The 11,830-nt window shown below is 46.4% G+C and carries 9 protein-coding genes; 8 read left to right on the top strand and 1 reads right to left on the bottom strand.

The genetic code is table 11. The annotated features are described in order from the left end of the window. The first annotated feature begins 209 nt into the window (after positions 1 to 209). The 8 genes from ilvB to ACFPRA_RS08175 all read left to right on the top strand — a co-directional run bounded on the left by ilvB (position 210) and on the right by ACFPRA_RS08175 (position 9,911). Positions 210 to 1,937, top strand: a complete 1,728-nt coding sequence (gene ilvB / locus ACFPRA_RS08210; RefSeq protein ID WP_381434820.1) for an acetolactate synthase large subunit — start codon at positions 210 to 212, stop codon at positions 1,935 to 1,937. Next, positions 1,934 to 2,449, top strand: coding sequence for an acetolactate synthase small subunit (gene ilvN, locus ACFPRA_RS08205; RefSeq protein ID WP_239391546.1), 516 nt, complete (start codon positions 1,934 to 1,936; stop codon positions 2,447 to 2,449). The genes ilvB and ilvN overlap by 4 nt, the downstream gene beginning before the upstream one ends. A 121-nt stretch (positions 2,450 to 2,570) precedes the next feature. Beyond that, positions 2,571 to 3,605, top strand: coding sequence for a ketol-acid reductoisomerase (ilvC, locus tag ACFPRA_RS08200; protein ID WP_381432518.1), 1,035 nt, complete (start codon positions 2,571 to 2,573; stop codon positions 3,603 to 3,605). After that, positions 3,592 to 5,133, top strand: coding sequence for a 2-isopropylmalate synthase (locus tag ACFPRA_RS08195; RefSeq protein ID WP_381432516.1), 1,542 nt, complete (start codon positions 3,592 to 3,594; stop codon positions 5,131 to 5,133). The genes ilvC and ACFPRA_RS08195 overlap by 14 nt, the downstream gene beginning before the upstream one ends. Positions 5,134 to 5,637: 504 nt before the next feature. Further along, positions 5,638 to 6,738, top strand: coding sequence for a 3-isopropylmalate dehydrogenase (gene leuB, locus ACFPRA_RS08190; protein WP_381432514.1), 1,101 nt, complete (start codon positions 5,638 to 5,640; stop codon positions 6,736 to 6,738). 133 nt (positions 6,739 to 6,871) lie between these two features. Further along, entirely contained in the window at positions 6,872 to 8,281 is a 1,410-nt protein-coding gene (leuC, locus tag ACFPRA_RS08185) for a 3-isopropylmalate dehydratase large subunit (protein ID WP_381432512.1), read from the top strand. 21 nt (positions 8,282 to 8,302) lie between these two features. Beyond that, positions 8,303 to 8,899 carry a 3-isopropylmalate dehydratase small subunit gene (gene leuD, locus ACFPRA_RS08180; protein WP_381432510.1) on the top strand — a complete coding sequence of 199 codons (597 nt, stop codon included), beginning with the start codon at positions 8,303 to 8,305 and terminating at the stop codon, positions 8,897 to 8,899. An 85-nt stretch (positions 8,900 to 8,984) separates the two neighbouring features. After that, entirely contained in the window at positions 8,985 to 9,911 is a 927-nt protein-coding gene (locus ACFPRA_RS08175) for a threonine ammonia-lyase (protein WP_381434817.1), read from the top strand. A 100-nt stretch (positions 9,912 to 10,011) separates the two neighbouring features. Here the strand turns inward: ACFPRA_RS08175 and ACFPRA_RS08170 are convergent, their stop codons facing one another. Then, positions 10,012 to 11,697: an exosporium glycoprotein BclB-related protein gene (locus tag ACFPRA_RS08170; protein ID WP_381432508.1), complete on the bottom strand. Its 1,686-nt coding sequence runs from the start codon at positions 11,695 to 11,697 to the stop codon at positions 10,012 to 10,014. Between the last annotated feature and the right edge of the window lie 133 nt (positions 11,698 to 11,830).

Below are 11,830 nucleotides of genomic sequence, written 5' to 3'. Positions count from 1 at the left end.
ATAGACAATGTCTATTCATGAGGCAGCAAAATTGCTGTGAACAAGGGTGGTACCATGAAAAGCTTTTTCATCCCTAGGTAAAGAGAACATGTTTCTTTGCGTGGGGAGAAAAGGCTTTTCTTTATTTCGAAAATGATTAGATGAAAAGAAAAGTAAGGAGGAGTTTATTGATGAATGCGGAAGTTCAAACGAAGCAAGCAGTAAAGGAAATGGTGACTGATACTGTGATTGAACAACAAAACATACAGCCGAGCGATGGATCTGCTGTTTTGATCCAAGCATTGAAAGATCAAGGCGTCGAAGTCATCTTCGGTTACCCTGGAGGGGCTGTATTACCAATATACGATGCGCTATATAAAAATCCCATTTCCCACGTGCTTGCCCGTCACGAACAAGGCGCAATTCATGCGGCGGAAGGGTATGCCAGAGTATCCGGAAAAACAGGTGTCGTACTTGCCACATCCGGACCGGGCGCAACGAACTTAGTGACAGGGATTACGGATGCTATGATGGATTCTTTGCCACTCGTCGTATTTACTGGCCAGGTTGCTAATACAGTCATCGGAACCGATGCATTCCAGGAAGCGGATATCATCGGCATTACACAGCCAATCACCAAACATAATTATCAGGTGAACGACGTGGCGGATTTACCGCGGATTATCAAAGAAGCATTCCATATCGCTTCAACAGGACGACCTGGACCAGTTGTTGTGGATATACCTAAAAACATTGCGACGGGGTTGTTCGCTTCGACGAATGAAAAGTATGAAGACATCGAAGTCAACCTACCAGGCTATCAGCCGACAACGATTCCGAACTTTTTACAAATCCAAAAAGCGGCAAAAGCCATTTCAGAAGCGAAAAAGCCGATCATCCTAGCGGGAGCCGGTATTCTCCATGCACAAGCGATGGACGAATTGAAAGAATTTGCGGAGAAACACCAATTACCGATTACCAATACACTTCTTGGATTGGGAAGTATCCATGGCGATCACGAGTTATTCCTTGGCATGGCAGGGATGCACGGAACAGTTACTGCCAATATGGCGCTCAGCGAATGTGATGTACTGGTCAATATCGGGGCACGCTTCGATGACCGTTTAACTGGTAATCTTGAGTTGTTCGCACCACATGCAAAAGTCATCCATATCGATATCGACCCGGCAGAAATCGGGAAAAATGTACCGACGGAAATTCCGATCGTTGCAGATGCTAAAGAAGCATTGAAAGAACTTTTGAATCAGCAATTAGAATCGCCTGAAATATCTGAATGGTGGGCTTACTTGAAACAATCAGCAGAAGAGTTCCCATTATGGTACAACGAGGATGATAGTGTCATTCTTCCACAACAAGCGGTTGAAATCATCCACCGTATCACGGAAGGGGAAGCGATTGTCACAACGGATGTAGGTCAGCATCAAATGTGGGCAGCTCAATACTATAGTTTAAAAAATCCGAATCATTGGGTAACGTCAGGCGGTCTTGGGACGATGGGCTTCGGTTTCCCAGCAGCGATTGGCGCACAGATTGCCAAGCCGGATAAACGTGTCATATCGATCGTAGGTGATGCTGGATTCCAAATGACGGCACAAGAATTGTCTTTATTGCAGGAATTGCGCCTTCCTGTCAAAGTGGTCATTTTGAACAACGAAGCACTTGGGATGGTTCGCCAATGGCAGGAGACATTCTATGGAAACCGTTATTCTCAGTCTTTGATCCCGGTTCAGCCGGACTTTGTGAAATTAGCGGAAGCATACGATATCAAAGGCTATCGAATCGAAAAACTGGAAGAGGCAGAAGCCCAGTTCCGAGAAGCACTATTATCCGATGAACCTGTCCTGATCGACTGTCGCGTGAAACAGGCGGAAAAGGTTACGCCGATGGTCGCACCAGGCAGAGGATTGAATGAAATGATTGGAGTGAGCAAACATTGAAACGAGTCATTACAGTAACGGTTATTAATCAAAGTGGCGTCTTGAACCGAGTGACGGGATTGCTCATGAAAAGACAATTTAACATCGAGAGCATTACAGTCGGGCATACTGAACAGGTAGGCATCTCGAAAATGACGTTCATCGTCAATGTTGAAGATGAGCGGAAAATCGAACAGCTTGTCAAACAGTTATCCAAACAGATCGATGTCCTTAAAGTGAATGACATTACAGATAGAGCGATTGTCATGCGGGAGCTCGCTTTAGTCAAAGTTATTTCACCGCCGCATGTCAGAAGTGAAATGAATAGTATCATCGAACCGTTTAGAGCAACAGTCATCGATTCCGGTAAAAACGTCGTCACTTACCAAGTGACAGGCAATCCAGATAAGATTGAAGCATTTATCGATCTGCTCAGACCCTATGGCATTAAAGAATTAACAAGAACAGGTGCTACGGCATTTGTTCGGGACACGCAAAAAGTCCAATCACCACAATTATCCATTTTAAAATGATAAAAAAGCGCAGGGCGCATGCTTAGACGCAAAAGGATAACAGTAACACCATTCAAATGTGTACCATTTAAATACCATATAGATAATAACAACTACAAACAATTTATTGGAGGAATTTAAAATGACAAAAATGTACTATAACCAAGATATCAATGAGGCAGTTCTACAAGATAAAAAAATCGCGATCATCGGATACGGTTCACAAGGTCACGCACATGCTCGTAACTTACAAGATTCAGGTTTCAATGTTGTTGTAGGTGTACGTCCAGGTAAATCTTTCGATCAAGCAAAACAAGATGGTCTACAAGTAACAACAGTAAAAGAAGCAGCAGAACAAGCAGACTTCATCATGATCCTATTGCCGGATGAAAGACAAAAACAAGTCTATGAAGAAGAAATCGCTCCAGCTCTAACAGCAGGAAAATCACTTGTATTCGCACACGGATTCAACGTTCACTTCGGTCAGATCAAACCACCAGCGGATGTTGACGTATTCCTAGTAGCACCAAAAGGACCAGGGCATCTCGTTCGTAGAACATTTGAAGCAGGCGCAGGTGTACCAGCATTGTTCGCTATCTATCAAGACGTATCCGGCAATGCAAAAGACGTTGCACTTGCATATGCAAAAGGTATCGGTTCTGCACGCGGTGGTGTTCTTGAAACAACATTTGAAGAAGAAACAGTTACAGACCTATTTGGTGAGCAAGCAGTACTTTGCGGCGGTTTGACATCACTTGTTAAATCTGGATTTGAAACACTTGTGGAAGCTGGCTACCAACCAGAACTTGCTTACTTCGAAACATTGCACGAAGTTAAATTGATCGTTGACTTGATGTACGAAGGCGGAATGGCCGGCATGCGTTATTCAATCTCCGATACAGCTGAGTGGGGTGACTTCGTATCAGGTCCACGCGTTGTCGATGCAGATACAAAAGCACGTATGAAAGACATCTTGACTGACATCCAATCTGGGAAATTCGCTGAAGAGTGGATTGCAGAGAACGAAAACGGTCGTCCAAACTTCAACCGCATCGAACAAGAAGAAGCGAAACACCAAATCGAAGAAGTTGGTCAAAAACTACGCGCAATGATGCCATTTGTGAACGAAGGTGCGAAAACAAAAGAGGAAGAAGTGGTCGCAAGTGCGAAAAATTGACATCTTTGATACAACATTGCGGGATGGAGAACAGTCCGCAGGTATCAACTTAAATACAGCAGAAAAATTAGAAATCGCACGTCAACTAGAAAAATTCGGGGCAACAATTATTGAAGCAGGGTTTCCTGCTTCATCCCCGGGTGATTTTGAAGCGGTTCAACGCATTGCGAATACAGTGAAAAACTCAACGGTTACAGGTCTTGCCCGGGCGATGAAAAGCGATATCGAAACGTCATGGGAAGCACTTCGTGGTGCGGAACAACCTCATTTACACGTATTCTTAGCAACTTCACCAATCCACATGGAATATAAACTTCAGAAAACCCCTGACCAAGTCGTTGACATTGCAGTGGAAGCCGTCAAATATGCACGCAAATATTTCCCGCTTGTCCAATGGTCCGCGGAAGATGCATTCCGTTCAGACCCGGAATTTCTTGTCCGCATCATTAACCAAGTGATTACTGCAGGCGCCACAACCATCAATATTCCAGATACGGTCGGTTATGCAACGCCTCAGGAATACGGTGCACTCTTCAAATACTTGAAAGAAAATGTCACTGGAATCGACAAGGTTAAACTTTCTGCTCACTGTCATAATGACTTAGGAATGGCTGTCGTCAACTCGATTGCGGCGATTGAAAATGGAGCGGATCAAGTCGAAGGGACGATCAACGGTATCGGGGAACGGGCAGGGAATGCAGCACTTGAAGAAATTGCAGTTGCCCTTCATATCCGAAAAGACTTCTACGGTTTCGAAACGGGTATCAATTTGAAGGAAATCAAACGTACGAGTCAGCTTGTGAGCCAATTGACTGGTGTCGTTATACAACCAAACAAAGCAGTCGTCGGCAAAAATGCATTTGCTCACGAGTCAGGGATTCATCAAGATGGTTATCTGAAAAATCGTGAAACTTACGAGATTATTACTCCGGAACTGATCGGTGACAAAACAGAACCGCTTGCCCTTGGAAAACACTCAGGTCGACATGCATTCAAAGATCGCGCCATTACAATGGGCTTCAATCTGGATGATGAAAAAATTAATAAAGCGTTTGTTGAATTTAAAAAGTTGGCAGACCGCAAAAAAGAGATTACGGAAGACGATTTATTCATCCTCTTCACGGATCAGCAGATCGAATATAAAGAGGTTCCAGTATACGAACTGACGAATGTGCAAGTGCAGTATGGAACTGCAAATGTACCGACAGCGACAGTTACAGCTGTTGTACCAAATGGAGAAACCGTTACGGTGGCTGCTACGGGAGCAGGTTCAGTTGAAGCCATTTTCAATACACTTGAAAAATTGGTGGATGGCGAAACCCACATTTTGGATTACCGTGTAACATCAATCGGTAAAGGACGCGATGCACTTGGAGAAGCTGTTGTGAATCTAAGTGTTGATGGTCAAATTTCGATTGGTCGTGATGTCGCACAAGACGTATTGGAGGCATCTGCTAAAGCTTATCTGAACGCAATTAATAGACAGTTGATCAAGGCAGGGAACAAAGTCAAAGCAGCTGTCCAATAAACTGACATATAAAACTGAATGAAGAAGTCTTTAAGGAGATGCCAACGTCAGTAGTTGAGTTGTAAACGGCTAGGCTACTGACGGAATAACTTGCCGAGCACTTTAACTTGATTCAGCAGAAGTTCTCCACTTCCATAAGTGGCGGGATGAATGCCAGAATGCATTTCAATCAGAGGGAGTCCAAACTCCCTGTAGCTGACGCTTCGCTTTCAGTACAAAAAGATTTGCTGATTAGAGGAACTCAGGCTAAGGTCACCGCGTCCTGCGGCGACGCCTGAGTGACCAACATCCTGTTGGCCCAAGCCTCCGGCGGATGTCACAGATTTTGAAAGGTATCAATTGCGCTTATCTAAGTGCCTTAATTTCTGCAAAAGGCGCAGAAATACGGCAAATCGAACCCTTCGCTGTTCGATTCGCAATTCAAAATCTGGACGCAATTACGCCAAGGCATAATTGATCTATAGAAGAAACTAAGTTCAGACTTTAACAAGGAGGAGAAGGACGATGGAAAAGAAAGTAGCAGTATTACCAGGAGATGGAATTGGTCCGGAAGTAACAGAAGCGGCCGTGAAGGTGCTTGAAGTCATTGCAAAACGCTTTGGCCATACGTTTCATTTTGAACATGCATCCATTGGGGGAGATGCAATCGATCAGCATCAAAATCCTCTGCCGGATGAAACAATCGCAATTTGCGAAGCGAGTGATGCCGTGCTTCTCGGAGCAGTAGGTGGACCGAAATGGGATCAAAACCCACAGGCTCTCCGTCCGGAAAAGGGACTCTTGGCCATTCGAAAACATTTCGATCTGTTCGCCAATCTTCGTCCTGTGAAAGCTGTCCCTTCTTTGCTCCATACTTCTCCTTTGAAAGAAGAAAATGCAAAAGAAGTCGATATGCTGATCGTACGAGAATTGACTGGTGGTTTGTATTTTGGAGAACCGAGTCACCATACAGACGAAGGAGCAGTAGATACACTCCTTTATACACGTGCAGAAATTGAACGTATCGTAGAAAAATCTTTTGAGTTTGCTCAACTGCGCAAAGGGAAAATCGCTTCCGTCGACAAGGCAAATGTTCTTGAGTCGAGCAAGCTATGGCGCAAAATTGTGGACGAGAAAAAGGTGGCCTATCCGGACGTAGAAGTCGAGCACATGTTAGTCGACTCAACATCTATGAAGCTGATTACAAATCCTGCTGCATTCGATGTCATTTTAACGGAAAATATGTTTGGCGATATTTTAAGCGATGAGGCGTCCGTCATTACAGGTTCACTGGGCGTACTGCCTTCAGCAAGTATGCGTGCAGACAGTTTCGGCCTTTATGAACCGGTACACGGTTCAGCTCCAGAAATTGCTGGTAAAGGGATTGCGAATCCAGCTGCCACCATTTTGTCAGCTGCGATGATGTTACGTTATTCATTCGGAATGGAAGCGGAAGCGGTGGCGATTGAGAAAGCCGTTGATACAGTATTCGAAGATGGCAGCTTCACAGCGGATTTGGCTGATTCTGCGCAACAGGCTCTAACAACACAGGAATGGACCGAAAAAGTAATCAACGAAATCGAATCACAATCTGTTTCGAACAGCATTATGAATTCATACGTATGATTTAATTCAGTAAACTGAATTAAATCATGCCTCCGGCGGATGTCACAGATTTTGAAAGGAGTCAATTGAGCAAGCTCAATTCAAAATCTGGACGCAATTACGCCGAGGCGTAATTGAGAAGGGAGAAGGACTTATGGCGAAAAATATTATCGAGAAAATCTGGGAACAGCATGTAGTTTATGAAGAACAGGGGAAACCGGATTTGCTCTACATCGATCTTCATTTATTGCATGAAGTGACCTCTCCGCAGGCATTTGAAGGATTGAGACTAGCAAATCGTAAAGTTCGAAGACCGGATCTTTGCTATGCAACGATGGATCATAATGTACCGACGCGCAACCGGGAAACCATTAAAGACCCGATTGCACGGAAACAGATCAATACATTGCAAACGAACTGTGATGAATTTGGTATTGAACTGGCGAATATGGATCACCCAGACCAAGGAATTGTCCATATTATCGGGCCGGAACTTGGATTGACGCAACCTGGAAAAACAATTGTTTGTGGGGATAGCCATACATCGACGCATGGAGCGTTCGGTGCGATTGCATTCGGTATTGGAACAAGTGAAGTCGAGCACGTGTTATCGACACAAACGCTTTGGCAAAACAAACCGAAAACCATGCAAATCCGCATCAATGGCGAACTTGGTTTTGGTGTCACTGCTAAAGATATCATTTTGGCGATTATCGCTAAATTCGGCATCGATATGGGGACAGGACATATTGTGGAATATACAGGCGAAGCCATTCGGAAGCTAACGATGGAAGAGCGGATGACAATCTGTAATATGTCCATTGAAGCAGGAGCGAAAGCTGGTTTAATCAGCCCGGACGAAACGACCGTCGCCTACTTAAAAGGGCGTAAACATGTTCCACAAGGAGACGCGTTTGATGAAGCAGCAGAAAAATGGCTTGCTCTGGCGTCCGACGAAGGAGCTACATATGACATAACAGTCGAACTGGATGCAAATGAAATCGAACCATTTGTGACATGGGGGACGAATCCTTCCATGGGATCAGGTATAACATCACATGTACCTTATGCAACTGACTTTGAATCCGAGTCTGATAAAGAAGCGTTGAAAAAAGCACTTGCTTATATGGGACTTGAAGAAGGGGCTCCACTGACATCCATTGACATCCAGCACGTTTTCATCGGCTCTTGCACGAATGCAAGATTAAGTGACCTACGCGCAGCTGCTAAAGTGATAGAAGGGAAAAAAGTTCATCCTTCCGTTACAGCGATTGTCGTACCAGGTTCATACTCCGTTAAAAAGCAGGCGGAAGAAGAAGGACTGGACTCCATTTTCTTAGAAGCAGGATTTGAATGGCGCGAGTCAGGCTGTAGTATGTGCCTCGCGATGAATGATGATGTTGTTCCAGCAGGAGAGCGATGCGCTTCGACATCCAATCGGAACTTCGAAGGCCGTCAAGGTGCGGGATCCCGAACACATCTGATGAGCCCGGCGATGGCGGCTGCATCTGCCATTGCAGGTCATTTCGTCGATGTACGTGAAATACAGAAAGCCCATGCGTAAGCGCTGAAAGGAGACGATTAGATGGAACCGATTAATGAAGTAGTGAGTGTCATCACTCCACTCGACCATAAAAACGTCGATACCGACCAAATTATTTCCAAGGAATTCCTAAAGCGGATTGAGCGTACAGGATTTGGAAAATACTTATTTTACCATTGGCGGTATAATGCGGATGGGACTGAGATAAAAGATTTCGTATTAAATGATGAGCGATTCAAAGGATCCAAAGTTCTCGTGTCACATGAGAATTTCGGATGTGGTTCTTCAAGGGAGCACGCCCCTTGGTCAATCGTGGATTATGGTTTCAACGTTGTCATTGCCCCTAGCTTTGCGGATATTTTCCATAATAACTGCATGAAGAACGGTTTACTTCCTATTAAATTGAAAGTGGAAGAAGTGGAAGAACTGTTGGCAAAAGGCGAGCAAGAGCCATACACGGTAGAAGTGAATTTGGAAAAGCAAACAGTGACTGGGCAAGACGGGAAGGTTTATTCATTTAATATCGACCCGTATTATAAACAGATGTTGCTAAACGGTTGGGATGAAATTGCATTGACATTCCAATATGAAGAGCATATTGCCAAGTATGAACAGCAACAAACAAACCAGCTGGTATAACCGGCTGCATTAAAGAGGAGATGGTGTAATTGGGAATTCGTACGACACAGCTCGTTTATTCGAAGCATTTGAGAGGTTAACAGAAATCGTTCATAGGACGCCTTGCAAACAGTCCGAAACATTGAATGAATGGACCAACAGTGAAGTGTATTTAAAGCTTGAAAATCTTCAGAAGACAGGTTCGTTCAAAGTACGAGGCGCTTTCAACAAAGTCGCGCAGCTTTCCGAAGAGGAATGTGCCAAAGGATTATTGGCAGCCTCGGCGGGAAATCACGCACAAGGAGTCGCGCTCGCAGGACGGAAAAAAGGCGTTCCGGTGACGATCTATATGCCACTCGCTACACCGGAAGCGAAGGTGCAAGCGACGCAGAAATACGGAGCAACCGTCAAATTGATCGGTCAAAGTTTTGACGAAGCTTATTTGGCTGCACGCTCTGCACAGCTTGCTACAGGTGCGACATTCGTTCACCCGTTCGACGATCTGGCTATAATTGAAGGTCAGGCTACTGTTGCCATGGAAATGCTTCAGCAACAACCTGACTTAGATACGATTGTTGTACCGGCAGGAGGAGGCGGTTTGTTGGCGGGAACAGCGCTCGCTGTCAAAGCAATCCGTCCCACTGTCAAAGTGATAGGAGTTCAAGCGGAAAATGCACCTGCAATCTTTTCGAAATTTCACGAACGAAAAGGCATGATCCATTTTCTACCGACCTTGGCAGAAGGCATCCGTGTCAAAGACCCAGGGAAGGTGACAATGAACATTATCCAGAATTATGTAGACGAACTGATTACAGTTTCCGAACAAGAAATTTCATCCGCGATATTGTTCATGCTGGAACGTGAAAAAACATTGATCGAAGGTGCAGCAGCTGCCGCAGTCGCTGCAGTTCTGCATAAAAAACTACCCTTTACAGCAAATCGTGTCGGCGTCATTGTCAGCGGTGGAAATTTCGATGTCGCAAAGCTCGGTGAATGTGTCACGACGAGTACTGATTACGTGAATAACTTCTAAACTAAATCACCCCTTTCATTCAAGTGAATGAAAGGGGTGATTTTTTGCTTATCGATGGATAACAACCTGTTGAGAACTGAATTATGGGAGGATGCGTTCATTAACTGATTGTTACGCCGCCACTTGCTGCGCCGGTGAGAGTAGTGATTACATTAAGACCAGTAGTGGTTACGGAAAATACAAGCAACAATCGTTGTCCAGCTGTAACAGGAATTGTCAATCCGCTTGTTATTCCATTGCTGATCAAACCAACCGAAATTAAACCAGTCAAGGACGGAGCTAGTGTCACAGAAGCCCCTGTTACCGGACTAAATGTATTGCTATTGGCTGGTGCAGAATAGAGTTGCGCCTGAATCGTTGCAGTTCCAAGAAGAACGCCGATTCCTGTTGTAACTGTAAAGAATCCTGCCAATGAGGTTATGGTCCCATCCCGTGGAACGATAAACGCATAGTTCAGCAGCCCGGAAAGGTCAATGTTTGCACCTACTAAGCCAACTCCTGCAACAGCGCTTCCGAATCCTACAAGACTTGTAGTTCCAACCAATCCAGCCGCAGTCGCTGTTAATACAACCGGTGTAACACCGGAAGCGAACGGAATGATTGCACTTGCTCCAGTAGGTCCAGTAGGTCCAGTAGGTCCAGTCGCACCAGTGGCACCTGTAGCACCTGTAGCGCCTGTAGCTCCAGTTACGCCAGTTGCGCCGGTAGCCCCGGTAGTTCCAGCTACTCCAGTTGCGCCTGTAGCCCCCGTCGCTCCTGGATCCCCAGTTACGCCAGTTGCGCCTGTAGCCCCGGTAGCTCCAGTTACGCCAGTTGCGCCTGTAGCCCCGGTAGATCCAGCTATACCGGTAGCCCCCGTCGCTCCTGGATCCCCAGTTACGCCAGTTGCGCCGGTAGTCCCTGTAGCTCCAGCCACACCAGTTGCGCCCGTAGCCCCGGTAGATCCAGCTACACCGGTGGCCCCCGTCGCTCCAGTAATTCCAGCCACGCCGGTAGCGCCCGTAGCCCCTGTAGCTCCAGTTACGCCAGTTGCGCCCGTAGCCCCTGTAGCTCCAGCCACACCAGTGACGCCCGTAGCCCCGGTAACTCCAGCCAAGCCTGTAGCGCCTGTAGCCCCTGTAGCTCCAGTTATGCCGGTGGCGCCCGTAGCCCCGATAGATCCAGCTACACCCGTATCGCCCGTAGCCCCGGTAATTCCAGTCACGCCGGTGGCGCCCGTAGCGCCTGTAGCTCCAGCCACACCAGTGGCGCCCGTAGCCCCTGTAGCTCCAGCTACACCGGTGGCCCCCGTCGCTCCAGTAATTCCAGTCACGCCGGTAGCGCCCGTAGCGCCTGTAGCTCCATCCACCCCGGTAGCGCCCGTAGCTCCGGTAACTCCAGCTAAGCCGGTAGCGCCCGTAGCCCCAGTAGCTCCAGCCACACCAGTGGCTCCTGTAGTCCCTGTAGCTCCAGCTACACCCGTAGTGCCTGTAGCCCCGGTAACTCCAGTAGCGCCAGTGGCACCCGTAGCACCAGTAGATCCAGCCAAGCCAGTAGCGCCCGTAGTTCCGGTATTTCCAGTTACGCCCGTAACCCCTGTAGCTCCTGGATCCCCTTGTTCCCCTTGAGGCCCTGGGAATCCTCGTGGCCCACGCGGTCCTTGCGGTCCACGAGAGCCCTCAGGACCTTCCGGGCCCTCATATCCACGTGGTCCTCTTGGTCCAGGAGGACCTTGACAACAGCATTCATGTTTACAATTACAATACTTATTTCTATTCCTATGGTTCATATACTCAAAAAACTCCATTTTTTTCACCTCTTTTCTGTAACATATTATTCGAGAAAAAAGGGGAAGGACGGGCATACAACTACTTGTCTTAGTCAAACGATGAATAAATAGAAAAAGAATGATTATTGCCTGAGCAAAATTATTGAAAGTC

Origin of the sequence: Sporosarcina soli (assembly GCF_042655805.1) — a bacterium.
GTDB lineage: Bacteria > Bacillota > Bacilli > Bacillales_A > Planococcaceae > Sporosarcina > Sporosarcina soli.
This window is presented reverse-complemented; position numbering and strand designations above follow the sequence as displayed.

What these genes read in the sequence shown, in the direction of transcription:
- leuB (WP_381432514.1), top strand. Translation starts at nt 5,638, where the DNA reads ATGGAAAAGAAAGTAGCAGTATTACCAGGAGATGGAATTGGTCCGGAA.
- ilvB (WP_381434820.1), top strand. Translation starts at nt 210, where the DNA reads ATGGTGACTGATACTGTGATTGAACAACAAAACATACAGCCGAGCGAT.
- ilvC (WP_381432518.1), top strand. Translation starts at nt 2,571, where the DNA reads ATGACAAAAATGTACTATAACCAAGATATCAATGAGGCAGTTCTACAA.
- ACFPRA_RS08170 (WP_381432508.1), bottom strand. Translation starts at nt 11,697, where the DNA reads ATGGAGTTTTTTGAGTATATGAACCATAGGAATAGAAATAAGTATTGT.
- leuC (WP_381432512.1), top strand. Translation starts at nt 6,872, where the DNA reads ATGGCGAAAAATATTATCGAGAAAATCTGGGAACAGCATGTAGTTTAT.
- leuD (WP_381432510.1), top strand. Translation starts at nt 8,303, where the DNA reads ATGGAACCGATTAATGAAGTAGTGAGTGTCATCACTCCACTCGACCAT.